At 64.7% G+C, this 25,926-nt stretch carries 29 protein-coding genes; 20 read left to right on the top strand and 9 right to left on the bottom strand.

Annotation, left to right across the window (positions count from 1 at the left end; all coding sequences use genetic code 11):
- Positions 1–4: 4 nt before the first annotated feature.
- On the bottom strand, positions 5–1,975 hold the full coding sequence (locus GS429_RS21280; protein ID WP_160067971.1) for an aconitate hydratase: 1,971 nt from the start codon (positions 1,973–1,975) through the stop codon (positions 5–7).
- 251 nt (positions 1,976–2,226) lie between these two features.
- Between GS429_RS21280 and GS429_RS21275 the strand changes: the two genes are divergently transcribed.
- The 7 genes from GS429_RS21275 (at position 2,227) to GS429_RS21245 (ending at position 6,643) form a co-directional block, all read left to right on the top strand.
- On the top strand, positions 2,227–2,709 hold the full coding sequence (locus tag GS429_RS21275) for a deoxyuridine 5'-triphosphate nucleotidohydrolase (protein WP_160067969.1): 483 nt from the start codon (positions 2,227–2,229) through the stop codon (positions 2,707–2,709).
- A 43-nt stretch (positions 2,710–2,752) separates the two neighbouring features.
- Positions 2,753–3,070: a hypothetical protein gene (locus tag GS429_RS21270; protein WP_160067967.1), complete on the top strand. Its 318-nt coding sequence runs from the start codon at positions 2,753–2,755 to the stop codon at positions 3,068–3,070.
- A gap of 81 nt (positions 3,071–3,151) precedes the next feature.
- Positions 3,152–3,703, top strand: a complete 552-nt coding sequence (locus GS429_RS21265) for a metal-dependent hydrolase (RefSeq protein ID WP_201294066.1) — start codon at positions 3,152–3,154, stop codon at positions 3,701–3,703.
- Between the two features lie 165 nt (positions 3,704–3,868).
- On the top strand, positions 3,869–4,333 hold the full coding sequence (locus GS429_RS21260; protein WP_160067963.1) for a copper resistance protein CopD: 465 nt from the start codon (positions 3,869–3,871) through the stop codon (positions 4,331–4,333).
- 165 nt (positions 4,334–4,498) lie between these two features.
- Positions 4,499–4,948: a hypothetical protein gene (locus GS429_RS21255; RefSeq protein WP_160067961.1), complete on the top strand. Its 450-nt coding sequence runs from the start codon at positions 4,499–4,501 to the stop codon at positions 4,946–4,948.
- 295 nt (positions 4,949–5,243) lie between these two features.
- Positions 5,244–6,143, top strand: a complete 900-nt coding sequence (gene gnd, locus GS429_RS21250; RefSeq protein WP_160067959.1) for a phosphogluconate dehydrogenase (NAD(+)-dependent, decarboxylating) — start codon at positions 5,244–5,246, stop codon at positions 6,141–6,143.
- Positions 6,144–6,331: 188 nt separating this feature from the next.
- Entirely contained in the window at positions 6,332–6,643 is a 312-nt protein-coding gene (locus GS429_RS21245) for a HalOD1 output domain-containing protein (protein WP_160067957.1), read from the top strand.
- 156 nt (positions 6,644–6,799) lie between these two features.
- On the opposite strand, the gene GS429_RS21240 is transcribed toward GS429_RS21245, so the two are convergent.
- From GS429_RS21240 to GS429_RS21230, 3 genes are all read right to left on the bottom strand, one after another.
- Complete coding sequence (locus GS429_RS21240; RefSeq protein ID WP_160067955.1) at positions 6,800–7,153, bottom strand: hypothetical protein; 354 nt, start codon at positions 7,151–7,153, stop codon at positions 6,800–6,802.
- Between the two features lie 110 nt (positions 7,154–7,263).
- Entirely contained in the window at positions 7,264–8,535 is a 1,272-nt protein-coding gene (locus GS429_RS21235) for a hypothetical protein (protein ID WP_160067953.1), read from the bottom strand.
- Positions 8,536–8,688: 153 nt separating this feature from the next.
- Positions 8,689–8,871, bottom strand: coding sequence for a hypothetical protein (locus GS429_RS21230; protein ID WP_160067951.1), 183 nt, complete (start codon positions 8,869–8,871; stop codon positions 8,689–8,691).
- 112 nt (positions 8,872–8,983) lie between these two features.
- Here GS429_RS21230 and GS429_RS21225 point away from each other — a divergent pair, with 112 nt between their 5' ends.
- Positions 8,984–9,379: a thiol-disulfide oxidoreductase DCC family protein gene (locus tag GS429_RS21225; RefSeq protein ID WP_160067949.1), complete on the top strand. Its 396-nt coding sequence runs from the start codon at positions 8,984–8,986 to the stop codon at positions 9,377–9,379.
- 47 nt (positions 9,380–9,426) lie between these two features.
- Here GS429_RS21225 and GS429_RS21220 read toward each other — a convergent pair whose 3' ends face one another.
- Complete coding sequence (locus GS429_RS21220) at positions 9,427–10,890, bottom strand: lipase maturation factor family protein (RefSeq protein WP_160067947.1); 1,464 nt, start codon at positions 10,888–10,890, stop codon at positions 9,427–9,429.
- Positions 10,891–10,980: 90 nt separating this feature from the next.
- Positions 10,981–11,793 (bottom strand): HpcH/HpaI aldolase family protein, encoded by an 813-nt coding sequence (locus GS429_RS21215; RefSeq protein ID WP_160067945.1) that lies wholly within the window; start codon positions 11,791–11,793, stop codon positions 10,981–10,983.
- A gap of 89 nt (positions 11,794–11,882) precedes the next feature.
- Here GS429_RS21215 and GS429_RS21210 point away from each other — a divergent pair, with 89 nt between their 5' ends.
- Both GS429_RS21210 and GS429_RS21205 read left to right on the top strand, forming a co-directional pair.
- Positions 11,883–12,386 carry a cupin domain-containing protein gene (locus tag GS429_RS21210; RefSeq protein ID WP_160067943.1) on the top strand — a complete coding sequence of 168 codons (504 nt, stop codon included), beginning with the start codon at positions 11,883–11,885 and terminating at the stop codon, positions 12,384–12,386.
- A gap of 271 nt (positions 12,387–12,657) precedes the next feature.
- On the top strand, positions 12,658–13,770 hold the full coding sequence (locus GS429_RS21205) for a PAS domain-containing sensor histidine kinase (protein WP_160067941.1): 1,113 nt from the start codon (positions 12,658–12,660) through the stop codon (positions 13,768–13,770).
- Here GS429_RS21205 and GS429_RS21200 read toward each other — a convergent pair.
- On the bottom strand, positions 13,762–17,052 hold the full coding sequence (locus GS429_RS21200; protein WP_160067939.1) for an ATP-binding protein: 3,291 nt from the start codon (positions 17,050–17,052) through the stop codon (positions 13,762–13,764). The genes GS429_RS21205 and GS429_RS21200 overlap by 9 nt on opposite strands.
- 171 nt (positions 17,053–17,223) lie before the next feature.
- Here GS429_RS21200 and GS429_RS21195 point away from each other — a divergent pair, with 171 nt between their 5' ends.
- Positions 17,224–18,390, top strand: a complete 1,167-nt coding sequence (locus tag GS429_RS21195) for a M20 family metallopeptidase (protein ID WP_160067937.1) — start codon at positions 17,224–17,226, stop codon at positions 18,388–18,390.
- A gap of 90 nt (positions 18,391–18,480) precedes the next feature.
- On the opposite strand, the gene GS429_RS21190 is transcribed toward GS429_RS21195, so the two are convergent.
- Positions 18,481–18,837 carry a hypothetical protein gene (locus GS429_RS21190; RefSeq protein WP_160067935.1) on the bottom strand — a complete coding sequence of 119 codons (357 nt, stop codon included), beginning with the start codon at positions 18,835–18,837 and terminating at the stop codon, positions 18,481–18,483.
- Positions 18,838–19,087: 250 nt separating this feature from the next.
- Between GS429_RS21190 and GS429_RS21185 the strand changes: the two genes are divergently transcribed.
- From GS429_RS21185 to GS429_RS21175, 3 genes are all read left to right on the top strand, one after another.
- The gene (locus tag GS429_RS21185) at positions 19,088–20,662 is read left to right on the top strand and encodes a carboxypeptidase M32 (protein ID WP_160067933.1); all 1,575 of its coding nucleotides are present in this window, start codon (positions 19,088–19,090) and stop codon (positions 20,660–20,662) included.
- 74 nt (positions 20,663–20,736) lie between these two features.
- Positions 20,737–21,480, top strand: a complete 744-nt coding sequence (locus tag GS429_RS21180) for an SDR family oxidoreductase (protein ID WP_160067931.1) — start codon at positions 20,737–20,739, stop codon at positions 21,478–21,480.
- A 181-nt stretch (positions 21,481–21,661) separates the two neighbouring features.
- Entirely contained in the window at positions 21,662–22,228 is a 567-nt protein-coding gene (locus GS429_RS21175) for a hypothetical protein (protein WP_160067929.1), read from the top strand.
- Between the two features lie 92 nt (positions 22,229–22,320).
- Here GS429_RS21175 and GS429_RS21170 read toward each other — a convergent pair whose 3' ends face one another.
- The gene (locus GS429_RS21170) at positions 22,321–22,590 is read right to left on the bottom strand and encodes a thioredoxin family protein (RefSeq protein WP_007110841.1); all 270 of its coding nucleotides are present in this window, start codon (positions 22,588–22,590) and stop codon (positions 22,321–22,323) included.
- A gap of 129 nt (positions 22,591–22,719) precedes the next feature.
- On the opposite strand from GS429_RS21170, the gene GS429_RS21165 reads away from it, so the two are divergent.
- From GS429_RS21165 to GS429_RS21140, 6 genes are all read left to right on the top strand, one after another.
- Positions 22,720–22,881 (top strand): preprotein translocase subunit Sec61beta, encoded by a 162-nt coding sequence (locus GS429_RS21165; protein WP_160067927.1) that lies wholly within the window; start codon positions 22,720–22,722, stop codon positions 22,879–22,881.
- A 169-nt stretch (positions 22,882–23,050) separates the two neighbouring features.
- A complete protein-coding gene (locus GS429_RS21160; protein WP_160067925.1) occupies positions 23,051–23,914 on the top strand; it encodes a VOC family protein in 864 nt (287 codons plus the stop codon).
- A gap of 44 nt (positions 23,915–23,958) precedes the next feature.
- Positions 23,959–24,600, top strand: coding sequence for a pyridoxal 5'-phosphate synthase glutaminase subunit PdxT (pdxT, locus tag GS429_RS21155; protein WP_160067923.1), 642 nt, complete (start codon positions 23,959–23,961; stop codon positions 24,598–24,600).
- A 112-nt stretch (positions 24,601–24,712) separates the two neighbouring features.
- The gene (locus tag GS429_RS21150) at positions 24,713–25,180 is read left to right on the top strand and encodes a bifunctional nuclease family protein (RefSeq protein WP_160067921.1); all 468 of its coding nucleotides are present in this window, start codon (positions 24,713–24,715) and stop codon (positions 25,178–25,180) included.
- Positions 25,181–25,465 (top strand): phosphoribosyl-ATP diphosphatase, encoded by a 285-nt coding sequence (hisE, locus tag GS429_RS21145; protein ID WP_160067919.1) that lies wholly within the window; start codon positions 25,181–25,183, stop codon positions 25,463–25,465. It abuts the gene before it with no gap.
- Between the two features lie 95 nt (positions 25,466–25,560).
- Positions 25,561–25,908, top strand: coding sequence for a four-helix bundle copper-binding protein (locus GS429_RS21140; RefSeq protein WP_160067917.1), 348 nt, complete (start codon positions 25,561–25,563; stop codon positions 25,906–25,908).
- The last annotated feature ends 18 nt before the right edge of the window (positions 25,909–25,926 follow it).

Here is a 25,926-nt window from a genome sequence, read left to right as displayed (position 1 = left end):
CCGATCAGTCGTCGGCGGGCGCGGCGCCGCTGTCGCCTTCGGCCTGCTCTTTCGTCCAGGAGAGCTTGCCGCCGGCGGCGAGGATTGCGCGCTCGCGTTCGGAGGCGTCGAGCGTTGCGGTGTACTCGTCATCGCCGACGCGGACGGTGAACTCCTCCTGTCCGCTGGTGACGGCCTCGTAGACGTCGTCGACGATCTCGATCTCGTCGCCCTGATCGATGTTCTCGTACGTCTCTTCGTCGATCGTCAGCGGGACGATCCCGAAGTTAAACAGGTTCGCGCGGTGGATCCGTGCGAAGCTCTGTGCGAGGACGCCCTCGATGCCCAGGTACATCGGACAGAGGGCGGCGTGTTCGCGCGAGGAGCCCTGGCCGTAGTTCTCGCCGGCGACGAGGAAGCCGCCGTCGGCCTCGAGCGCGCGCTCGGCGAAGGTGTCGTCAACGCGGCTCAGGGTGAACTCGGAGAGCTTGGGGACGTTCGACCGGTACATCAGGATGTCCTGGGTCGCAGGAATGATGTGGTCGGTCGTGATGTTGTCCTCCATCTTGAGCAGCGCCTCGCCGGAGATATCGGTACCCAGCTGGTCCTTCAGCGGGACGTCGCCGATATTCGGACCCTTGATGAGTTCGTCGTCGACGGCCTCTTCGGGTTCGATGAGGTCCGTCTTGGAGCCGTCGTACTCGTCGGGAAGCTCGACACCGGGTGCCTCGAGGTCGTCGAGTTCGTCAGCGAGGTTACGCGGGTCGATGATTTCGCCCTTGAGCGACGCGGCGGCGGCGACCTCCGGCGAGCAGAGGTAGACGTTGTCGTCTTCGATACCCGAGCGACCCTCGAAGTTGCGGTTGAAGGTGCGCAGCGAGACGGAGTCGGATGCGGGTACGTGACCGATGCCGATACAGGCACCGCAGGTCGCCTCGGAGAAGTTGACGCCGGCGGCCATCATCTCCGCGACCCAGCCCTCGCGGGCCAGCATCTCGGAGGCCTGCTTGGAGCCGGGGGCGACGATTGTCTCGGTTTCGAGGGAGGTCTCGCGGCCCTCGAGCATCTTGGCGACGGGGAGGATGTCCTCGTAGCCGCCGTTCGTACAGGAGCCGACGATGACCTGCTCGACGGATTCGCCTTCGACTTCGCTGACGGGAACGACGTTGTCCGGCATCGAGGGCTGTGCGATCAGCGGCTCGAGGTCGGAGAGATCGACGACGATCTCGTCGTCGTACTCGGCGTCGTCGTCGGGCTTGAGTTCGACGTACTCCTCGCCGCGGCCGACGCGCTCGAGGTAGTCCTCGGTCTGCTCGTCGGTCGGGAAGATCGACGTCGTTGCGCCGAGTTCCGTGCCCATGTTGGTGATCGTCATCCGCTCGGGTGCGGTCAGGGTTTCGACGCCCGGACCGGTGTATTCGAGGATCTTGCCGACGCCGCCCTTGACGCTCAGTCGGCGCAGCATCTCGAGGATGACGTCCTTTGCGGTGGCCCAGTCGGGGAGTTCGCCCTCGAGGCGAACGTTGACGATCTCGGGCATCTCGATGTAGTACGGTGCGCCGCCCATGGCGACGGTGACGTCGATACCGCCGGCGCCGATGGCGAGTTCGCCGAGGCCACCGGGGGTCGGGGTGTGGCTGTCGGATCCCAGCAGCGTCTTGCCGGGTGCGGCGAAGTTTTCGCGGTGGACGTTGTGACAGATGCCGTTACCGGGACGAGAGAAATAAGCGCCGTATGTACCGGCTGCAGAGCGGAGGAAACGGTGATCGTCGGTATTCTTAAAGTCGAACTGGTAGGTCTGGTGGTCGCAGTACTGGGCTGCGATTTCGGTCTGGACCTCGTCCAGTCCCATCGCTTCGAACTGGAGCCAGACCATCGTTCCGGTCGTGTCCTGGGTGAGTACCTGATCGATCTCGATCCCGATTTCCTCGCCGGTCTCGAGTTCGCCCTCGACGAGGTGGTCGTCGAGAATCTTTTCGGTGAGAGTTTGTCCCATAGCACCCAAAAGTCGGCTTTCCGTCGCCATAAATCCAGCGTGTTTCCATGAGGGGAGTCCGAATTTTCTCTCGTAAACGCAGTACTTTTCACATAATTCTTGCCACGTAAATGGACAGACAACAGTCCGGACAACTGTTCCGCGTACGTTACGAGAAAATTCCGTTTCACAACCGGTGTGATACTCGAAACCGTCCCGAACGGACGTCGAGAACGGATACGCTTTTCTCCGTGCCGCCGCGTTGCCAACACATGTTCCGTTCCGGCACCTTCGTCGCCGAGCACGTTTCGCCGACGGCTGACGACCAGATTCAGCCCAACGGCGTCGATCTCACGCTCGATGTCGTCTTCGAACAGCTCGAGCCCGGTCGCATCGGCCGGGACGGCAAACAGATCGGCGACCGCGTCGCTCGCTCCCTCGAGGAACTCGAGGAGAAAGATCCCGACACCTACTATCTGCCGGAGGGTGTCTACGTCGCCCGGTACAACGAACAGATTCGGATCCCCGAGGGACACATCGGCTTCGTCTACCCTCGTTCCTCGCTGATGCGCAACTCCTGTATGCTGAACACGGCGGTCTGGGACGCGGGCTACGAGGGTCGCGGCGAAGGACTGTTGCAGGTCCATCACGACATTGAAATCGAACGCGACGCCCGGATCGCCCAGCTCGTTTTCGCGGAAGCCGACCACGAGGGCGTCTACGACGGGAGTTACCAGCGGGAGAACCTCGAGTAACGAAACCGTTACCGTATTGTTATTTCAAAAATAACAGGGTAGTATGGCGAAGACGGGGCCCTGTAGCCGCTGTAGCACGGAAATCGCCTGCGAGGCCGTCCGCTGTCCGTCGTGTGGCTACGAGCCGGCGGCGCGGAGAAAACGCGCCGGTTGGCTCGCACTCGTCGTTTCGGTTCCGCTGTTCGTCCTCCTAACGGGAGTTCTCGGCTATCAAGTGTTGTTCGCGCTGATGCAAGGCACGCTCGGACGGATGGGGCCGGTCCTGTTCGCGTTCACGACGGTCTGGCTCGTCACGGCGCTCGTTATCTCGCTCGTTCGCAAACAGCGGACGGCGACGGCGACGAACGACTCCGTGTTGTGATCGCGAACTCGAGAAGCGGCGAACGCCGCACCCGTTCGCGTCCGTTTTGTCGGTCGGCGACGTAGCCTCCGTCAGCCGATGATGGCGACTACCCACGTGTTTACCGGACTCGCTGTCGTCGCCCCCGTTGCGTACGCGGTTCCGGAGGTGGCGCTTCCGCTCGCGATCGGTGCGATCGCGGGTGGACTCGCACCCGATCTCGACCTCGTGTTCGCCCACCGGCGGACGTTTCACTTCCCCGTCGCCGGAGCCGCGGTCGCCGTTCCCGCGGTCGGACTGGCGCTGGTTGCTCCCTCGAGTCTCACCGCCGGACTCGCGGCGTTTACCGTCGCCGCGTGGCTCCACGCCGTCAGCGATTCGATCGGCGGCGGACCCGAGATGGACCCCTGGAAGGACCGCAGCGAACGTGCGGTCTACGACCACGTTCGCGGCCGGTGGATTCGACCACGGCGCTGGATCCGCTACGACGGCGCGCCCGAAGACGCCGCGCTCGCGGTCGCCCTCGCGGTCCCCGCATTGCTCGTCTTCGAGGGCTGGATCGCGGCCGTCGTCCTCGGCGGGGTCGCCGTCTCGCTCGCCTACGCGTTGCTCCGCCGACGGCTGGTCGCGTGGGTTCCCGACTGGCTCGAGTGATGGGCCACCACACCTGGTATCCAGCAATGCCGAGACTGAACAGCCCAATGGCGTCCAATCCCCGACGCTGAGCGGCCCAATGACGGATACTCTCCGAGACTGAACAGCATGACCTCGTCGCCGCGAGTCGGAACGCTGATACTGCCGCTCTCCAAGGAACTCGGTATGGTTGATACGTTCTTCGCCCAGACGATCCACCTCATCTTCGCCGCAATCTGGGCCGGCAGCGTCTTCTACGTCGCGTTCGTCGTCTTACCGCTCGCAAGAGATGGCGCGTTCAACACGACGAAACCGCTCGAAGTCATCTCGGGGAAACTCACGACGGTTTCGCGCGTGAGTGCCCTCGTCTTGCTGCTCTCGGGAGGCCACCTCGCCGGAACGGGATACACGTCCGAGAGCCTCTTCAACACGATTAACGGCCAACTCGTGCTCGCGATGGTCGTGCTCTGGGCCGTGATGGCAGCGCTCGTCGAGATCGGTGCAAAGCGATTCGAGGCCGGGTTGAACGGCAAGAAACTGCGCGAACCGGCAGGGGACGTGCTGTCGCTCTATCGAGCGGCAGCGATCGTCGGTCTCCTATTGCTCGTGATCGGTGGGATGCTTACGTCGAACGTGGCTCGACTCCTCTAGCGGCGTTCCGAACCCGAACTCATGACCGGGTCATGCGGTGAGTGGCCATTTCGCACATCAGTCGACGTTTGAGAAGGTACTAGCGAATTTGAATTTCAGCAACAGATCTCTCAGAAGGAAACATTCTTGCGAAAGATACTTGATCAGTTACTGTAACGTACTCCCATGATGATTAGGGGTAAAGAAATGGCGCTGTCGCTGCTGGCTGTCGGAACGGCGGCTGCTGCTGGATACGTACTTCGCTCGGGAACACGGGAACGCAGCCCGTCGAAATCGAAGGCCGATCTCGGTGCACGAGTCATCGGACGCGGGGAGGTCCCCGCGGAGGCCACCGTCGTCGACATCACCTCTCAGCGACTGGGGAAGATCCCCGGCGCGCGACGCGCAATCAACCGCGCCGTTCGCAACGACGCGCGCGAGGAATGGGAACACGTCACCCTCGAGCGCGACGGTGCCTGGTCCGTCGTGGACACCGTCCGCGGCTCGTTGCCGTACTACGACGGCGACGGGAGCGAGTACAACGGCGTTTACATCCGTTACAACGAGCAGATCGTCGTCCTCGACGCGATCGGCTGGGCCCGACTCGAGGAGCCGCTTCACTACAGCAACAGCTAACGCGGGTGCGGATCGATATCGATCCAGTGCTCGTCCGATCGAGTGTTCCGGCGGGAGTAGCAGCGACACTGCGTGGTGAGCGAACACTCCCAATTGCTCGAGTCAGCGTTTCTCGACCGTTCTGAGTGCAGATCAAGAGCGATTCTCCGCGAGTGGCATCGCTCGAGGACGTTCGATGGCGTCTACCGACGGTGCGTGACCTTCCATCGCATCTTCCGACGGGAGTCCGCGGTGTCGCCGCGGGTGCGGCCCACAAATCACAACCACTACCTCTCACCCCCGCCGAGTGACACGCATGCAACTGGGCGTAATCGGACTCGGACGCATGGGACAGATCGTCGTCGATCGAACCCTCCAGGCAGGTCACGACGTCGTCGCCTTCGATCTCGAGCCGGAAGCCGTCGCGACGGCCGCCGACGCGGGCGCACGGCCGGCCGACTCGATCGCCGACCTCGCGGATCGACTCGGCGAGGAGAAACGCATTTGGCTCATGGTCCCCGCGGGCGAAGCGGTCGACGCGACGCTCGAGGAACTCGAGGCCCACCTCGACTCGGATGACATCGTCGTCGACGGCGGGAACTCCTACTTCGAGGACTCCGTGCGCCGGGCAGAGCGCTGTCCAGCCGCGTATCTCGACTGTGGCACCTCCGGCGGGCCCGCGGGTGCCGAGCTCGGCTTCTCGCTGATGGTCGGCGGACCCGAGTGGGCCTACGAGGAGGTGACGCCCGTATTCGACGCCGTCGCAACGGGCCCTGCTGGTCACGAACACATGGGGCCTGCGGGGTCGGGCCACTACGTGAAGATGGTTCACAACGGCGTCGAGTACGCGCTCATGCAGACCTACGGCGAGGGGTTCGAACTGCTCCACGAGGGGCGCTACGACCTCGACCTCGAGAACGTCGCGTCGGTCTGGAATAACGGCGCAGTGATCCGCTCGTGGCTGCTCGAACTTTGCGAGGAGGCGTTCCGGGAGGAGGGCTCTGATCTGGGCGATGTCGCAGATCGAATCGAGGGCGGTTCGACGGGAACGTGGACCGTCCAGGAGGGACTCGAACAAGAGGTGCCGCTGCCGTTGATCTACACGGCACTTAGCGAACGGTTCGGCTCGCGGGCCGACGACGGTCGGTTTTCGCGACGGCTGGCGAACCGACTCCGGTACGGTTTCGGTCGACACGAGGTTCAACGCCGGGATTGACGACATCAAAAGGGGCAGAACCGAGCCACAGATACCGAAATGTGTATATGAGTGGTTGTACTCGTTTCTGCAAGGCGATCACAGCGCCGGCGGCAACACTCTGTCCGATTGGACTGTAATTTTGCCTGTCGGACCCGTTCCGAAATATTGGGTCATTTTCTTTACTCCCGCTCCCGACACCACCAGTTATGAACTCACACAGTTCGACGACAGTAACCGTAGGCGACGACGAGCAGCCGAGTATGGCCGTTATCGACCTTGTATCCCGGACAATCGGGACGGATCCCCTCGAACTCGACCCGCTCTATAACGTCATCGATCCCGACCTCCTCAACTCCCTCTGTTCGTCCAGTAGCGGGTTTACATCTCTCGAATTCGAGTACGCGGGCCATACGGTCGTCGTCGAACAATCCGGAAGCGCGCTCGAGATTTCACTCGAGCCGGTGACGATCGGGAGCGGTGGTTCGCGGGGCGTTACGGATAGCGGTCGGTCGGCATAGCGTCGTTTTGCAGGAGAAGACTGCATCGTCGAGTAGCACAGTGGACTGTTTTCCTATCGAATTATCGACCTTGTGTAAATCACCTTCATCGCGATCGATACCGCGTTGCTAACACGGCCACTCGAGAAGACGACGTGACGAAGACAGGAGCCGAAATCAGTCCCGGTCTCTCACCGCGTCGATCTGGCAGTCGAGACAGAGATCGTCGGCGAAACAGGAGATGCTGTCGTGCGGGCAGTCGTGGGGTTCGACGTGGACGGAGAGCCGACGTTTTTCCCGCTTCCAGGCCTGCTCCCAGTCGTCGATAGCCATCTCGGCAGAGGTGAAGACGACGGCGTCGTCTCGAGCCACGATCTTGGCCACCGTAACCGACTCCCGGTGCCGTTTGACGAGTTCGATCGCGTCTTCGTAGGACGAGCAGCTGAGCTCTTCCGTCCTGGATTCGTCCGTCAGAAGCCGCACCGTGATCGAGCCGTCGTACTCCTCCGTCGGCTCCAGGCCGCGTGTCATGCCGACTAGTGTCCGAACAGCGTGAAAAAGGAACGGGGTGTGGACGGCCGGGATAATCGGCTACCGTGGACATCCGCTGTTTTCGGACGAGTCGGTACCCGCGTCATCCGTTACACCGGTTCCCGGAGCGCCCAGACGTCCTCGAGGGGATCGAGCCGGTTCGGCTCTGCCCCGCGTTCGGTCACGATCCCCGTGTGGTACAGCATTGCCTTCAACTGGAACACCGTCGGCGAGTGGAACACGTTCCCATCCGCGAGCGCTTCCGACCGAAGTTCACCGTCTTCGGTCAGCACCCGACGCCGAACGTCGTCGTCGCCGCGGATGAACAGTTCGACGGTAAACGTCGGGTGCAACGCGTGCAGGTGCTCGAGGAAGTCCACGAGCGAGGGCTCGGGCTGCCAGTCGTCGTGCATGGTCTGAAGTTCGGTGACGAGTAACTCCGTCGCCGGGTACTCGAACACCACCCGACGGGCCAGTTGACCCCACGCCGGCGCGACCTCGATGAAGCGTTTTCGCGACCGGTACCAGTCTTCGAACTCGGCCAGTGCCGCCTCGACCGAGCCACATCGGGCCGTCCCGAAGCGGACTACTTCCTGACCGAGCGACGTCAACGCCACTCCGGCACCGTCCTCGATCAGGCCCAGAAACGCGGCGCCCTGTCTGGACGCATCCGCCGCGTTGACCACCTCGTATTTCGACAGCAGGTCGCCGGTATCGCCGTCCGCGTAGTGGGCCAACGGATAGCCGAGGTAGTTCTTCGGGTGGTTCAGACTGAAGGACTTGTTCGCGACGCCCTGCGCTCCGGCCTGAAACCGTAACGCCGTCGCCTCGCTCGAGGTTCGGTTGCCGACGACCCGCGGGACCTCGAGGGCGTCCACTCCGCCGGCGGCAGCCACGCCCAGCACGCCGACGTTCAGTTCCCGCGCGAGCGTCCGATCGGTCTCCGTAATCGCCGTCGTCGGCGCGGCGACGTACGCTGCGTTGGCCTCGTGGAGCCGGTCGTAGGCCTGGACGATCCCGAGCTGGGTGTCGACGCCGCCGCTCGTCTCTCCTTTCGCTTCGATGGCGATCAACGGCGGCTCGTCGCCGACCCGATCAACCGCGAGGAGATCGGACTCGAGGTTCCGAACGCCGACGAGATCCGGATAGCCGCCGCCGATCTGGACGCGGTTGAACGGCGCGAGACAGTCCCGAACCGCCGGATCGACGGGCTGGCCGGGGAGCCACTCGTCTTTCGAGAATTGCGTGTCGGCCACGACGTACGACGGCCCGTTGCGTTCGCTGTCGCCCCCGCTATCGCTGTCGCCCTCGGCCGGAAAGAGCCGCTGTTTGGTGTGGGCGAGCACCTGCGGTTCGGAGAGCGGCCGGGCCGCGCTACTCATGGGTTCGCATTCGGGAGACTCCTCAATAATGTTCTGGCGTGTCGAGGGGTCGCCCGGCGATCAGACTGCCGCCACGCCTCAACCGCCGGGCGGGAGAGAGGAGGGCTTTCGAAACGAGACGGTCGGGCCGAACGGGGAGGTTTCGCCCGCAGGTTACCCCACGAGGTCAGTCTCGAGCTCCCACAGAATCCCGGCACCTAATCCCGCACTCCCGAGAACCGCGAGCACGAGGCCGACGATCCACAGAATCGAGCCCCGGTCGAAAAGAGCGACGAGCCAGAGCGCACCGACGAGGACGACGCCGCCGGCGACGATCAGTTGGACGAACCGCTCCATGCGTTCCGTTTCGACGGGCCGAGACAAGTATCCCGGCCTTCCCTCTTCGCTCCCTTCTCACAGCCGGCGAAGGCGAGACAGGGGTTAGTGCCTCGAGCCCGTAGGGCTCGCTATGCCCGAGCCAACGCTCGTCTACGATGACGATTGCGGCTTTTGCACGTGGTGGGCCGACTACTTCGACGGCCGAACCGACCTCCGCATCGTGGGGTTCAGCGACCTCTCCGAATACCCCGAGCTCCGGGAGGAGCTGCCCGAGTACTACGAGGAGTGTTCGCACGTCGTGACCGACGACGAGGTCTACTCCTGTGGCGCGTCGATCGAGGAGGCGTTGCGCCGATACGGGAGCGATACCCCCGTCGGCGACGTCCTCGGGTTCCTCCGAAACTTCGAGGACTACGAGCGCTTTCGCGAACGGACCTACCGGCAAGTGGCGGACAACCGCGACAAGTGGGGCCAGGTGATGTCGAAGACGCCGCCGGTCAGGCGGGAGTCCGACGAGGACGACTGATACCGACTGCGATAACCATTCACTGGTGGACTCACGGACTCCATACCTCACAGCGCCGGCTCCCGAAGCCGAAGCTCCTCGAGCGATACCGGCTCGACGTACGAACCGACGCGCTCCCGGCGCCACCAGTCCCCGGTCTCGGCGCGCTCCTCGGGCGTCGTGTACCGGTAGCGGTATCGGGTCGCTCGGACGTGTTCGGGCCCGTCCTCACGGTCGGCGAACGGATCCTCGGCCACCAGCCCGAGCGTCTTCTCGTCCCCTTCTAACAGCTTCGCCAGGAAGCGCGAGAACCACGGGTGACGACGCGGCGACGGCGCCATGGCGGCGAACCAGAGCTGCCAGTCCAGCCGCAGGTGATACGGCGCGATCTGTGGCGGCCGGCGTTCGAGAGCCGTCGGCTTGCCCGCGAATCGATACGCCTCCCACTCCGTTTCGTCGGTGATCACGTCGTCCGTCGTCCCCTCGATGACGACCTCGTAGCGGTCCCGCGTCACCGAGCCGAACGCGCCGTAGGTGTTCACCAGGTGCAGTGGATCGAACGCCGTGTTCATCGTCTGGCTCTCCGACAGCATGTTCTCGATGGGGCGGATGCTCATGGCGACGACGATCACTGCGACGAGTATCGCCGCGCCCTCGAGGTACAGCGGCGTCGCCACCGTTTCGGGCGACGCGACGGGGAGGACGGCCTCGAGAACCCCGTCGCTGAACGTCGCGATCGCGAGGACGATCGTGAGCGCGTTTAGCCAGGCGAAGTTCCCGGTGACCACGAGCCAGCCCTGGAAGCCGATCGTCGCCAGACCGGCAAGCGCCGACGCGGGCTGCGGCGCGAAGTAGAGAAACGGAATCGCGAGCTCGAGGACGTGGTTTCCGAAGGTCTCGAGGCGATGGAAGCGATCCGATCGGTGGTGGGCGTACCAGCTCACGGGGTTCGGAATCGGCTGGGTCTCGTAGTGGTAGTCCATACACGTCAGATCGCGCCAGCAGTCGTCCCCGCGGATCTTGATCAGCCCCGCTCCGAACATGTTGCGGAAGAGCACCCACTGCAACAGCAGGAAGATGATCACCGGCGGCGAGACCGCGCCGGCTCCCAGAAAGATCGCGAGAAAGCCCGTCTCGAGCAGCATCGACTCCCAGCCGTAGCCGTAGAAGGTCTGGCCGGCGTTGACGAACGACAGATAGAGCAGCCACATCGTCGCCCAGAGGACCATCGAAACGGGCGTCGGATACGGCTCCGGCAGCCAGTAGGGGACGCCGACGAGCGCCAGCGCGGACAGCGCGACGCCGGTCCAGGCCGCGATACCGATCGCCCGATCGCTCGGCACGAAATAAAAGAGGCTCGGCCGCTCGCGAAACGAGGCGCCGTCGGCGTACCACTCGAGGGGCAACAGACCGTCTTCGCCGGCCAGCGGCCGGAACTGAAACGCCGCGACGAGAAAGGCGAGCAGGAACAGCGCCGCGAGTCCCCGCTGGAAAAGAAAGCGCACGAGCCAGAACTCCTCGCCGTGGAACATGTGCGATCCTGATAGGCTCCGGCCGCTAAAACCGTCGGATTTCAGCGCGGCGGTTCGACGCTGTGTCCCCGCGCACCTACGGCCTCCGGCCTACGGCGATCCCCCTCCCGTCGCTCCCTGCCCCTCGTACTCGTTGAACCACGATCGCACGACGCCCTGCAGCGCACCGGTGGTACTCCCCAAATTCAGCAGTTGATACCCCGAACTTGCCTTCTCGTTGACGTCGTCCATCCCGAAACCGAGCCCGCCGAGGGGAACGTCGGCCTCGAGGGCAGCCGCCCGAATCCGCTCGACGTGCTCCTCGACCTCCTCGTGAGTCGGCTCCCCGGGATGACCCGTCGAGACGGCCAGATCGAGCGGGCCGGCGAAGACGAAGCCCAGTCCCGGAACCGCCAGAATCTCCTCGAGGTTCCCCACCGCCGTCGGGTTCTCGATCGTGACGCCGACGACGATCTGCTCGTCTTCGGTTGTCGCGTAGTCGTCCGTCGTCCCCCACCGACTCGCGCGGGGGCTCGCGAACCCGCGTTTGCCTGGCCCACCGTCGTACTCGAACCGGGACGCTTCCACCGCCCGTCGCACCTCGTCGGCGGTTTCGATCCGCGAGACGAACAGGGACCGAACGCCGGCGTCCAGCGTCTTCCGAATCATCCCCGGATCGGGCTCGGGCAGTCGCACGAGCAGTTCCGTCCCGGTCACGTTCGCCGCCCGCAGCAGGTCTTCCAGTCGATCGCCGTCGAACGGGCTCGGGCCGGCGTGCTCAAGGTCGATCCAGACGAAATCCAGCCCGAGTTCGCCGTAGAACTCGACCAGCGTCGGGTCGTACGCGTTCTCGAGGATGCCCAACGCGACGGCGTCGTCCTCGAGCGTCCGTCGGAGAAGGTTGGTTCGCGGTGACGTGACCATGGACGACGGACCAGCAGAGCCCCAATAAAACTTCGCGGTGAGCGGTGTCCGGAGCTGGATTCTTTGTGCCGGCGGATCGATCCGACGGTATGGAGCACGTCGCGATCGACGACATCGACTCCGAACCGTACGACGACCTCCACGCCGACCGCCGTTCCCTGACCGACCCGCTCGGCGCCGACGGCGTCGCGATCACGCGCTACGTCCTCGAGCCCGGCGAGCGGTTCAGCGGCTCGGTTCACGCCCACATGGATCAGGAAGAGGTGTTCGTCGTCCTCGAGGGCGAAGCGACGTTCGAGACGTGGACCGGCGAGGGCGACACGAACATCGAGGTGACGGTCGGCGAAAACGAGGTCGTCCGCTTCCCTCCCGGCGAGTTCCAGTCCGGACGAAACGCCGGCGATGACCGAGTCGTCGCGCTCGCCCTCGGCGCGCCCCGCAAAACCGAAGACATCCGCATCGCGCGAATTCCCGTGCTGGACGACCGCAACGTCGCGTGCCCCGACTGCGAGTGCGACCACATGCGGATCTCGAGCGCGGACGACGCCGAGTTCGAGTGTCCAGCGTGTGCGGCGACGCTGGACCTCGAGTGACACGGGGACGGAATCGGCGATATCGCCGCCCACGTACGCGCCCCCTCAATCGCTCTCGGACCGCAACGCGATCTCGTGGCGCCGATCGACAGGCTCGTAGCCAGTCCCACCGATCGTGCCGCGAAGCCGCGCGGCTCGAGGACCGTCGGGAACCACCCCGGTCCGTGGACCCCCTTGGCCTTCCCCGCCTGTAGAACGAGCCGGGCCCGATCGCATCACGCAGCCGGACGTGCCACGATATTTAACTATCGTCATCTCGATTGCAGCAGTGATGGACGAGCCCAGTTCGGACAGCCGCGACGAACTGACGCTGCTCTCACGCGATGAACTCGAGCGGCGCGTCCGCCAGCGGACGGCGGATCTCGAGAACGTGATGGACACGATGGTCGACGTGCTGGTGAAACTCGACCCCGACGGGCGCATTCGGATGACGAACGCGGCCGTAACCGACGTGCTCGGCTACGACAGGGAGTCGCTCGAGGGGCGACCGATCGATCACATTCTGGTCGACGACCACCGGAACCCCCAGGGGTCGGCGGCGGTCAGCGCCGAAGAGTTCGTCGAGACGCTGATTCGAGAGGACCACGTCACCGAGTTCGAAACCGCGCTGGTGACCGCGGACGACGAAACGATTCCGACGAGTCTGTCGGCGTCAGTCCTGCGAGACGACGACGGCGCAATCGAGGGGATCGTCTGCGTCGCGACTGATATCAGCGAGCGCGTGGCGGCCGAAGAGCGCGCAGCGTTTCTCCACTCGTTGTTGCGCCACGACCTCAACAACAAGCTCACCGTCACCTACGGCTATCTGGAGTTGCTCTCGGAATCGCCGGCGCTCACCGAGCAGGAACGGCAGTACCTCGACTATGCCGTCGGAGGGATCGAAGACGCGATGGATCTCGTCGAGAACGTCGAGACGCTCAACCGCCTGGAAACGGACGAAGCAGTCCGCCCGGTCGACCTCGTTCCCGTTCTCGAGGAGAGCGCCGCTCGACACGACGACCTGGCCGAACGGAACGGACTCGAGGTTTGCGTCGAGGTCGACGCGAACGTAACTGTCTCGGCCGGAACGCTGCTCACGGAGCTGTTTTCGAATCTGATCGAGAACGCACTCGTCCACTCGGAGGGCTCCGTGGTTCGGATCACCGCGACGGCGTGTGAGCCGACAGTTCGCGTCGCCGTCGACGACGACGGTCAGGGCATCCCTTCGGACCGGCAGGACTCGATCCTCGAGCGCGGCGAAACCGCCGGCGAGACGGGAGGATCGGGGCTCGGGACGCACCTCGCCAAACGAATCGCCGACGGGTACGGCGGCGATCTCACCGTCGAGGACTCACCGCTCGGTGGCACTCGGTTCGTCGTGACGCTCAGAACGCCATCAGAGTGAGGGGTCCCTAGATTTGCCGGTCTCGCCCGTCGATTCGAGACGTTCTGGAGCGGCGAAATCGCGGTCCGGTCCCCGAGCGCGTTCGAGACGCTCGTCGAACTGATCGACGAACAGCGTCGCACCGGTTTCGATCGCGAGTTCGCGTCCCTCCTGCAGCCGGTTGCGACCCGCCTCGTCATCGCCCAGTTCCAACCGGCACGCGCCCAGTTCTCGCAGACATCGAAGCGCGGCTTCGTTCGAGACGTCGGCGGATTCCCCGTAGATCGACTCGAGTTCCGTGCGAGCCTCGACGACGTCGCCGGTCCGCCGGAGGGCACCGGCGCGGACGATTCGAGCCGTCACCGCGGCGAGTCTGAACCCGTCGGGAAGCGTCTCGAGAGCGGCCTGACTCTGCTCGAGGGCCTGCTGTGCCCTGTCGGTACCGTCGCCGTCGGTACCGTGCCCGTCAGTGTTCCTGGCCCGACACAGCGTTTCGGCGAGTTCGGTTCGGTGAATCGCGATATCGCGTTCGCTATCGAGCGCGGTCACGCGTTCGAGCCCCGCCCGCTGGTCTTCGAGCGCCGCCTCGAAATCACCGCGTTCGCGCTCGAGAATCCCCCGCGCCTTCAGGCCGTTGGCGTGCCACGCCGAGAACTCGTGTTCGACCGCCAGATCGATACCGCGCTCGATCTGTTCGGCCGCACGGTCGAAATCGCCGATCTGCAGGTAGGTGCTCCCGAGAGCGAGCCGGTACTTGGAACGGTGATAGGAATCGCGAGCCTCCCGAATGATCTCGAGGCTACGCTCGAGCCTGTCGAGCGCCTCCTCGAGGTGGCCGCGCTCTCTGTCGACGAGTGCCAGTTTCGCGATGGCGATCCCGTTGACCTCGTCGTTGTTCACTCGCGTGGCGATTTCGGAGACCGCTTCGAGTGCGGTCTCCGCTTCGTCCCATCGCGCCTGCAATCCAGCGACGAGCCCCAGATTGTTCAACGCGAGGAGCATGACCCGCGAACTACCGGTCTTCGCCGCCAGATCGCGACTCCGCTGGAACGTCTCCCGGGCGAGTCGGAGTCGATCCTGTCGGTAGTACGTGATTCCCAGATCGTTCAGACAGCGGGCGAGTTCGCGGTCGTCGCCGGCCGTCTCGAGCAGGGACACCGCCCGGTCGTAGTGCTCGATGGCGCGGTCCATCTCTCCCTGTAACATGTAACAGGTCCCCAGGTTCTGGGAGGCCCGCCCGAGCAGGAGGTCGTCCTCGATCCGTGCGGCCAGCGTCCGTTGGGTGCGAAACCCCTCGAGCGCCTGTTCGACGTCTCCGCGTTTCATGTGAGCGCTCGCGTGGTAGTCGTGCAGCCAGCAGACCTCCGTCGTCACGTCGTCGCTGCCGACGTCGAGACCCGCCGACGCGTACCGTTCGGTCGCTTCGTACTCGCCGCGTTCGAAGCGAACTCGCGCCTGATAGCGGTACGTCCGACGGGTTCGTTCCGGATTATCCGTCCGGTCTCGGATGTATCGGAAGTGCCTGTCCGCCGCGTCGTACTCGCCGCGCGTGTAGTAAACGTCGCCCAGGGACTCGAGAAGTTCGAGCACGGCTTCGTCTCGCTCGAGGTCGCGAGCGATCGGGAGGGCTCGTTCGTACCACTTGACGGCGTCCGCATGGGCGTAGAGACGTTGCGCCCGATCCCCGGCGGTTATCCAGTGATCGAGTGCACATCCCGGCTCGTCGCCCTGGGCGTAGTGGTAGGCGATCGTCGCGTGGGACGCCCGAGAGTCCTCGTCGGCCATCGCGTCGGCGAGCGTTCGATGAAGTCGCGCCGAGCGCTCGTCGTCGATCGTGTCGATGACGACCGAACGGACGACGTCGCTCGCGAATCGATATGTCGAATCGTCCGCTCGCTGCCAGAGTCGCGCCTCGAGAAGTCGGCGGACGTGCGCTTGCAGCGTCGACTCTGCGTCGCCGGTCGCGACGCGGAGCCGTTCGATCGGCACGACCTCGCCGATGACCGCGCCGGCCTCGAGCACGGTGCGAGTCTCCGCCTCAAGACTCTCGATACGAGTTCCGATCGTCGTCTGGACGACGTCGGCGACGACGACGTCGTCGGGGTGTTCGGGATAGTAGTCGTGTGTCGGATCGATCGTCCCGTCCTCGAGCATGTTTTCGACGGTCTCGCTGACGAACAACGGATTGCCGCCCGTCTCCTCGGCGATCGAATCGACGAACGTCTCGGGGACGCCGCGCCGGCCGACGTGGCGTTCGACGAGGTCGGTGATCGCGTCGGAACCGAGCGGCCCCAGTTCCAGTCGAACGCCCGTTTCGGCGGACTCGGCGCGCTCGCGAATCGCCGCCAACGCGTCCGATCCGAGCGCGCTCGCACGGCAGGTACAGATCACGGCGAGCGGAACGTCATCGACGGTCTCGAGGACGTGCTCGAGCAGGTCGACCGTCGCCGCGTCGGCCCACTGAAGGTCCTCGAGGACGACCACGAGTGGCCGCTCGCGTGCCCGGTCCTCGAGCCAGTCGGTGACGCCGTCGTAGAAGGTTGCGAGTTGCGTCTCGTACGTCTCCTCGTCGTGCGCAGCCGCCGGCGTCGGCTCGGCGGCTGGAAACGGCAACGGCGTCTGACCGGCGCTGTCGTCCTGACCCGTGTCGAGCGCGTCTCTGAACGCGTGATAAGGGCCGCCGCCGCCGCGCCGACTGCGGCCGATCGCCGTCTCGAATCCCCGGTCGTCGGCGTCCGCACACAGTCGTTCGACGAGGGTCGTCTTGCCGATCCCGGGTTCCCCCGCGACCAGTGCGACCGACAGCGCGCCCGCGTCGGCGTGCTCGAGAACTCCGTGAAGCCGCTCGCGTTCGCCCTCGCGTCCGACGAACGCGGGCTCGAGATCCGACTCGAGGTAAACGGTTCCGTCGGGCGAGCGCATGGACAGTGCTGTCACGAGCGATACGTCGTACTGCTCGGAAACCGCACGAAGCGGGAGTTCGCGGCGCTCGTCTGCGGTGACCACGGTAACCCGTTCGGGCGCGAACTGATCGCGGCGGTCGGCAGCCCGCTGTCGGCCCGCGTCCGTGAGCCGATAGCGTTCGGTCTCGCCGTCGGCCCCGTCGTCGGCGACGACGAGTCCCTCGCACTCGAGCGTCGACAGCGTCGAAGCGAGACGAAGCCGCGACGCCAGCGTATCCTCGAGGCCGACGGCGGAGGCGATCGTCCGACTCGGCGTGCCGAGAGCGGACTCCGACTCGTCTCCGGGGTGGCACTCGTGGAGGGCTAGGAGCACGAGGTCCCCGAGGTCACACGCAGTCATTGACTGTTCATCGTTCCTATATCAATTAAGGGTTGGGTGAAGTTATCTATCATCGATACCGTCGATGCCGGGAGGGCCCCGCGAGGGAACGCTATCGCCACGGACGCGATACGGCACAGCGAGACGATCGTCGCGATGGACACAACACGTTCGACACCGTAGACGGCACCGATGACCGTACGCGAGTTGACCCGCGACCTCGTCTCGATTCCCAGCTACGAAGACGAGACCGCCGCGGGAGACTACATCGAGGAGTGGTTGCGACGCGAAACCGATGCCGACGTGACTCGAGACGCAGTCGGCAACGTCATCGCCCGCAAGGGAACCGGCGAGGAGACGCTCGCCCTCGTCGGCCACCACGACGTCGTCGAGCCCGCGCCGTCGCAGGTCGTCGAAACCGAGGCCGGATCGAACGGAACGAACACCGAGACGGCGACCGCTCTCGAGTACGCCGTCGACGAGCGAAACGGGCGACTCTACGGCCGCGGCACGGCGGACATGAAAGGTGCGGTCGCGGCCGCCATGCTCGCGTTCCGCGACGGCGACGTGACACGCCCCTCGAGTAGCGCGGCGCAGTCGGACGACGCGGAGCCGTCCGGGGAACTCGTCTTCGCGAGTTTCGTCGGTGAAGAAGTCGGCGGCGTCGGCGCTCGCCACGCCATCGACGACGGGTTCGCCCCCGAGTACGCCATCGTCGGCGAGGGATCGACTGACTACTCGGGGCCCGACGTTACGGACGTCGTCGTCGCCCACAAGGGTCGACGCGGGAGCACGATCACCGCCCGCGGAACGGCGGCCCACGCCAGCGAAGCGGCGGCCGGCGAGAACGCGATCTATCGCGCGACCGCCGCCGTCGACCGCGTGCGCGACCTCGAGGTCCCGTCGGTCGACGTCGCCGGTGAAACGCTCGCGGGAAGCCTCGTCGTCACCGAAATCGAGGGTGGGTCGGGGATCAACGTCGTTCCCGACCGCTGTGAGGTGACCGTCGACGAGCGAACGGTTCCGGGCGAGCGGGCCCCGCTCGAGCGCGTCGCGGACCTCGAGGGCGTCGAATGGACCGTCGATCAGGACCTGCCGCCGATGCGCTGTGACGACGAGCGGTTCGCCGAGACGGTCCTCGAGGCCGCCGACGCCGCGCAGTCGGGGTCGCCGAAGCTGGTGACGAAACCCCACGCGACCGACGCCGGCTGGCTCGCAGCGGCCGGCACCGAGTGCGTGATCTGTGGCCCGTCAGAGCCCGGCGAAGCGCATACGGAAGACGAGAGCGTCTCGATCGCGGTGCTCGAGCGGTGTCTCGAGATCTATCGGCGAGCGGTGGCGTCGTGGCTCGAGCGCTGATAGCTAGAGACCGGGACAATAACTGATCGGCCACCGACCGATGCGGACGGAGGCAGCCGATCTCGAGCGCCGTAGTTCGAGGGGAGTCCGTTAGACGCCCGGGACGCCGACCGCGTCGAAGCCGGTAACGCCGACCGCGGCGAGCGCGTAGAGGACGATCAGGACGGTCACCCACGCCACGATGCCGATCATCGCGGCGGCGGTCCAGTCGCCCGGATATCGGAAGTTGACCACCGCGATGTACGCGATCAGGGCCAGTAGCGGCCCCAGAAGCGGGATCCAACCGACGAAGAACCCGACGACGGCCCAGACGACCGCCCCGATTAACGCGGTGACGATCGCGTGGTCGTAATCGCCGGCGCCGACGATGACGCTCGCGCCGACGTAGATACCCAGTGCACCGATCAACAGGCTCGCGAGGAACACGACGGCTGAAGCTAGGACCATGCTACCTTCACAAAGGTCAGATAGCCCGAACAGTCCGCTGCTTGCAAGTTCTACACCGCTATCACAGGTCCGGTATACCGCCGTCGCTTGTCCCTCAGTGGGGTATTTTCCGGGGAATTGCACAGTCAATCGATACGATACGACCGTCTACTCGAGGTCGTGAGTCCGGAGGGTGCTCTCGAGGCCACCAGTTTCGAATCGGGTTCCGAAACCACGACGTTGATAGCACGGCCTCGCTTACCATGCGCTCATGGCGACCGATCAAGCCCAGAGCGAGGCGGCTGAAACCGACACCTACGACGAGTTCGAACAGCGCGTCCAGCGAATCGCGAACGTCTCGAACGCGGCCGGCATCCTGCGGTGGGACCAGGAAGTCGTAATGCCCGACGAGGGGACCCCTGCCCGAGCGAAACAGCTCTCGACGCTGTCCTCGATCGGCCACGAACTGCTGACGGCCGACGAGACCGGCGACCTACTCGCCGAACTCGAGGGCGAGACGACTGAGTCGGCTCGAGAAGACGGCGAAACCGCGAGTAGCGACCTGAACGACGAGCAGGCCGCCGTCGTCCGCGAGGTCCGCCGGCGCTACGATCGCGCGACCAGCGTTCCACAGGACCTCGTCGAGGAAATCTCCGAAACGACCGCTAACGCCCACCCCACGTGGAAACAGGCGAAAGAGGAAAACGACTTCGAGCAGTTCGCCCCCACCCTCGAGAAACTGATCGAACTGAAACGGGAGTACGCCGAACACATCGACCCCGACGCGGACCCCTACGCGGTTCTCTTCGCGGAGTACGAACCCTATCTCGATCTCGAGGACGCAGAGCGGGTGCTCGAGCGCCTGCGCGACCAACTGGTGCCGCTGATCGACGCGATCGACGACAGCGAGGCCGAAATCGAAACCGACGCCTTCGCCGGCACGTTCGAGGACGACGATCAGGAAGCGCTCGCGCGCGACGTCCTCGACTCGCTGGGCTACGACTGGTCCCGCGGCCGACTGGACACGGCACCCCACCCGTTCTCCTCGGGGACTCAGTTCGACGCCCGCGTGACGACTCGATTCGAGGAAGACGATCTGCTCGGTTCGATCACCTCGACGATTCACGAGTTCGGCCACGCCAACTACACGCTCGGCCTGCCGGACGAGGGCTACGGGACGCCGCTCGGCGAGTCGCGGGACCTCTCGGTCCACGAGTCCCAGTCGCGACTCTGGGAGAACCACGTCGGTCGCTCGCGGCCGTTCTGGGAGCACTTCCTCCCGATCGCCCGCGAACGGTTCTCGAGCCTCGAGGATGTCACCGCAGCGGAGGCCTACGAGGCCGCCAACCAGGTGTACGACGACAACCTCATCCGCGTCGAGGCGGACGAACTCACCTACCATCTTCACATCGTGATCCGATTCGAGATCGAGCGCGACCTGATCTCGGGCGACCTCGAGGTCGAGGACGTCCCGGAGGTCTGGAACGACAAGTACGAGGAATACCTCGGCGTGCGGCCCGAAACCGACGCGGAGGGCTGTCTGCAGGATATCCACTGGTCCCACGGCTCCTTCGGCTACTTCCCGACGTACTCGCTGGGTTCGGTTCTCGCCGCGCAACTCTACGACGCCGCCGAGGACGAGTTGGGTGACCTCGATGACGACATTCGAGCGGGCGAGTTCGACGACCTGAACGGTTGGCTCCGCGAAAACGTCCACCAGCACGGTTGCAAGTACACCACGCCCAACCTGATCGAGGCGGCCTCCGGCGAGGCGTTCACCGCCGACTACTTCCTCGAGTACGTCGAGGAGAAGTACGGCGAGTTGTACGATCTCGAGGAGTACTGAGCGGTCGAGACGGAATCTTATCCCGACTTCCCCAACCCGCGAATTTTAGGGCGAAGCCGTCGTCGCCTCCGGATATGACGGAGCACTCACTCGAGTCGAAGACGGCGATCGTCACCGGCGCGAGCGCCGGCATCGGTGCGGCGACCTGTCGCGAGTTCGCAGCCAACGGAGCGACCGTCGTCCTCGCGGCCCGCAGCGAGGACAAATTGGCGGACCTCGCCGACGAACTCGAGGCCGAACACGACGTCGAGACGCTGGTCGTCCCGACGAACGTCCGCGAGGAGGACGAGGTCGACGCGCTGATCGACGAGACCGTCGACACCTTCGGCGGGATCGACGTGCTGGTGAACAACGCGGGGCTGTCGCGGGGCAGCGACGTCGAATCGATGTCGACCGAGGAGTACGAGACGATGCAGGAGACGAACGTCGACGGCCTCTTTTACGCGACGCGGGCCGCGATCCCTCACGTTCGCGAGCGCGACGGCCACATCATCTTCGTCGGGAGCTTCGCGGGTCAGTACCCGCGGTCGTTCAACCCCGTCTACGCGGCCACGAAGTGGTGGACCCGCGGCTTCGCCAAGAGCGTCGCGGCGCAGGTCGGCGACGACGGCGTCGGCGTCACCGTCGTCAACCCCGCCGAGGTCCGCTCGGAGTTCGAGACGACCGACGGACGAACGTTCGCCGAAGCGTTCGACGAGGACGAGGCCAGCGAACCCGCGGAAGTCGCCGAAGCGATCCGCTTCGCCGCCGGGCAGGATCACTCGAGCATCAGCGAGATCGATATCAATCGGCGGGACAAGTTCGCCGACGGCTTCTGATGCCGCCGCCCGCCGACCGCGACACTACCGACGGCCGCTGATACCACCGCCCGCCATCCGTGACACTACCGCCGGTCACTGACACCGCCGTCCGCCACCCGCGTCGTCGCTGTCTCTCGTATAAAACGAGGGTGGAAGTGCCGGGTGTATACTCACCCGTAACGGGTGCCATGTCTCGCGTATGCGTTTTTCCATTCCAGGCGTTCCCGGCGTCTACTACGACACCGACTCGGGAACGACGGCGATCGGCGTCGCCATGACGGCCGCCGGCCGTAAAGCACCGAAACCGAAGGGGTACGCCATCCAGCTTCTGCCCTATCTCTGGTCGTTCGACGTCGACCTGCACGAGGTGCCAAACGATCACCCGATCCAGTATCTCCATCCGGAGGGTGCACAGAGTCTGGGCGAACTCTCGCCCGAACGCGGTATGCGACAGGCGGGAACCGAACTCGAGTCCGTCCTGCGATTCGCCTGGTCGGTCAATCAGGAGGTCGAGTCGGCGACGAATCAGTTGATCGGCCGGAGCGACGCCCACGAGGGCACCGTGATCGAGATTCAGGACGGAAGCATCGGCGTCGACGGCACCGAACTCGAGACCGACGAGTTCGATATCGAAGCGGAGTCGGCGGGCGAAGCGGACCCCGACCCCGATACGGACTCGGATACCCAATCGATCGGGTTCGACCATTCAACAAACGACGTCGATATCGACGACGACACGGACGGCGACGGCGAGGACGAGTCCTAAGACAGTCGCCGTCCGTTCGTCAGAACGGAGTCTGCACTCATCGAACGCGTCGGCGACCGCAAAAACCGCTGCGTCGATCCGTCCGTTGGCGCTTACGCCCCGGCGGACTCGAGGGCGTCCTCGATATCGTCGCGCTGGGTAACACCGACGAACCGCTCGACGATGCCGTCGTCGTTTTCGATGATGAGCGTCGGCAGCGAGCGCACCTGGTACTCGTTTGCGATGTCCTGTTGTTCGTCGACGTTTACTTTCTCGACCTCGAATCGGCCCTCCCAGTCATCCTCGAGTTCCTCGAGAATCGGGTCCTGGGTCTTGCAGGGGCCACACCAGTCTGCGTAGAAGTCCTTGAGTGTGACAGTCATACGGTTCATCGATAGTTCCAACGCGTCGCGCATAAGGGTTTCCCACCTGGGTTCGATTGCCGCAATCGAGGAGGCGAGCGCTACAATGCAGGACGAAAGATTTAGTTTCACCCGCTCGTAGGAGTGGGTATGGATAAAGGACAAAACACCGGCGGGCTGATGTCCAGTGCCGGACTCGTCCGGTACTTCGACTCGGAAGACTCGAACGCGATCAAGATCGATCCGAAGACGGTCATCGCGACCGGCGTCATGATCGGCGTTCTCGTACAGTTGCTGACGTTCGTTGCGTAGGCGATTCCGAGCCCGCGCCCACCTTCTCAGGCGATCATCTTTCGAGAAGCGATCGCCGTAGCGTGTGCGTTCGAGAGACTCCAGCATCGGACACGTTCGATAGCGAGCGCTGACCAATCTCGCCACGTTCGGCCATCTTTGATATAAGCTAGCACCACGTCTTTTCCGTATGAACGGCGCTACGTCACTGCTCCCGGAGTCGACCCGGATCGGCCGGACGGCCCTGACGGTCAGTGACCGGACGGCAGTGATCGAATTCTACCGCGACGTGGTCGGTCTGTCGGTACTGACACGGGAGTCGGCGACGGGGACGACGACGCTCGGCGTCGACGAAACGTCGCTGCTCGTCGTCCGGGACACCGCGGATGCACAGCCACGTTCCCGAGAGGAAACCGGACTCTATCACAGCGCGTTCAAACTGCCGAGTCGCGAGGCGCTGGGGGACGCACTTCTGCGGGTTCGCGACTGGTGGGAGCTCGACGGCGCATCGGATCACGGCGTCAGCGAGGCGTTGTACCTTACCGACCCCGAAGACAACGGCGTCGAACTCTACCGGGATCGACCCCGTTCGGAGTGGCCCCGCGACGAGGACGGCGGGATACGGATCGGCTCGTCGTCGCTGGATCTCGAGGATCTCGCGGCGGCTGCGAGCGGTGACATAGCGAACACAGCACCGGACGGAACGACCGTCGGCCACATCCACCTCGAGGTTTCCTCGATCGACGACGCTCGAGCGTTCTACGCGGAGACGCTGGGGTTCGACGTGGTGGATACGGCCCCTTCCGCGATGTTTCTCGCAGCGGGGGAGTACCACCACCACATCGGGACCAACACCTGGAACGGGCGATCAGAGCCCCTTGCGGACGGGAGTCGCGGATTGGCGTGGTTCGAACTCGTCGTTCCGGCGACCCCCGGTCTCGAGGCGATCCGAGCAGCGCTCGAGGAGCGCGGTCTCACCAGCACCCGGGTCGACGACGGTCTCGAGATAGCCGATCCGGACGGGATCAGGATTCGACTGCGCACCGAACGGTAGCCGGGGACGCGACCTTTTTGACCCCGCCTTCCCTAGCCGCGAGCATGTCACTGACCGCCGGCGTCGTCGCCGTTCAGGGCGACGTCGAAGAGCACGCGGCCGCGATCGAACGCGCAGCGAAGACCCACGGTCACGACGTCACCGTTCACGAAATTCGCGAGTCGGGGATCGTGCCCGACTGCGACCTACTCGCGATGCCCGGCGGTGAGTCGACGACCATCTCCCGACTGCTCCACAGCGAGGGTATCGCCCCCGAAATCGTCGATCACGTCGCCGCCGGCAAACCGCTGCTCGCGACGTGTGCCGGACTGATCGTCGCCTCGAGCGACCCGAACGACGACCGGGTCGAGGAACTCGGCCTGCTCGACGTCACGGTCGAACGCAACGCGTTCGGCCGCCAGAAGGACAGTTTCGAAGCGCCGCTCGCGGTCGACGGTCTGGCCGACGACGAGCCGTATCCGGCGGTGTTCATCCGGGCCCCCGCGATCGAGGACGTTGGCGGCGGGACCGGAGACGGGACCGTCGAGGTACTCGCCTCGTGGGACGGCCGTCCGGTCGCCGTGAAACAGGGTCCCGTCGTCGGCACCGCGTTCCACCCCGAGCTGACGCCCGATAGTCGGATTCACGGGCTGGCGTTTTTCGAGAACAGCGACGCTGGCCTGCCGGATATCGCGGATCCGGCGTAGCCTCGAGATCGAGGACCGACCGATCGGCGAGTCCGTATCGAAGAGTCGCTCCCGAGCCGTGCATGCATTCGCGACCGGACCTGTTTTCTCGCTCGCTCGCAACGGTACCGATATGCAGGCATCCATCGACGCGGTTCGCGTCGCGGGGACTCCGCAGGGGCCGGTGCCCGTGGTCGTCCTCGCCGTCGAGGACGAAGACGACGTGGTCCCGATCTTCATCGGCTTCAACGAGGCGACGAGCATCGCTCGCGGCCTCGAAGCCGAGGACATCGGTCGGCCGCTGACCCACGACCTCCTGCTGGACGTCATGGAGGAACTGGGGAGCCGCATCGACCGCATCGTCGTCAACGAGATCAAGGAACGCGACGACGGACAAGGCGGCACCTACATCGCCGATATCCACCTCGAGACGCCCCGAGGCAAGACCGTTATCGATGCCCGTCCGAGCGACTCGCTGGCGCTGGCGGCTCGGACGAACGCTCCCATCGAAATCACCGACGACGTCTTCGAGGACGGTCGAGACGACAGCCAGAAGTTCGAGCAGTTAGAAGACATCCGCAATATGTCGGGTGAGATGTAGATGGACGAGACGCTCGAGGAGCTGTTCGCCGTGATCGAGGACCGCAAGGAAACCCTTCCCGAAGACTCCTACACCGCGTCGTTGTTTACCCACGAAAAAGGCGAGAACGCGGTGCTCGAAAAGCTCGGCGAGGAGACGACCGAACTCGTGTTGGCCGCCAAGGACGACGACCACGACGAGGTCGCCTACGAGGCCGCCGATATCGTCTACCATCTGCTCGTCTTGCTCTCGATGAAAGGGATGAGTCTCGAGGAGTTAGAGGCGGAACTGCAGGCACGACGCTGAGGAACCGACGGCGCCGTCGACTTCGGATCGGTCGAACTCCGTCCTTGCAGTCGCCCATCACACCTTGATGACGCCACCGAGTGTCGTCTCACGCGATGGCGATGCAACAGATCGACCACGCGGACGACCACATGCAGGAGTGTATCGACAACTGCCTCGAGGCCGCCCAAGTTTGTGAGTGGTGTGCCGACGCCTGCGCGGGCGAGGGCGAGGGAATGGCCCGTTGTATCCGGCTCTGCCGGGACGTGGCCGACATCGCGTCGCTGCACGCGCGGTTTATGGCCCGCAACTCGGGCTCCCACGAGGAACTGGGCGAGCTCTGTGCGGACCTCTGTGAGGAGTGTGCCGAGGAGTGTGCCCAGCACGATCACGAGCACTGTCAGGCCTGCGCGGAGATCCTGCCGGAGTGCGTCGAGAGCTGTCGAGAAATGGCGTCGGCCTGAACTCGGTGATTCGATACT

Source organism: Natronorubrum halalkaliphilum, from assembly GCF_009834785.1.
In the GTDB taxonomy this organism is placed as follows: Archaea; Halobacteriota; Halobacteria; order Halobacteriales; family Natrialbaceae; genus Natronorubrum; species Natronorubrum halalkaliphilum.
The sequence above is the reverse complement of the archived record's forward strand: the minus strand, read 5'-3'. Positions and strand labels throughout refer to the sequence as shown.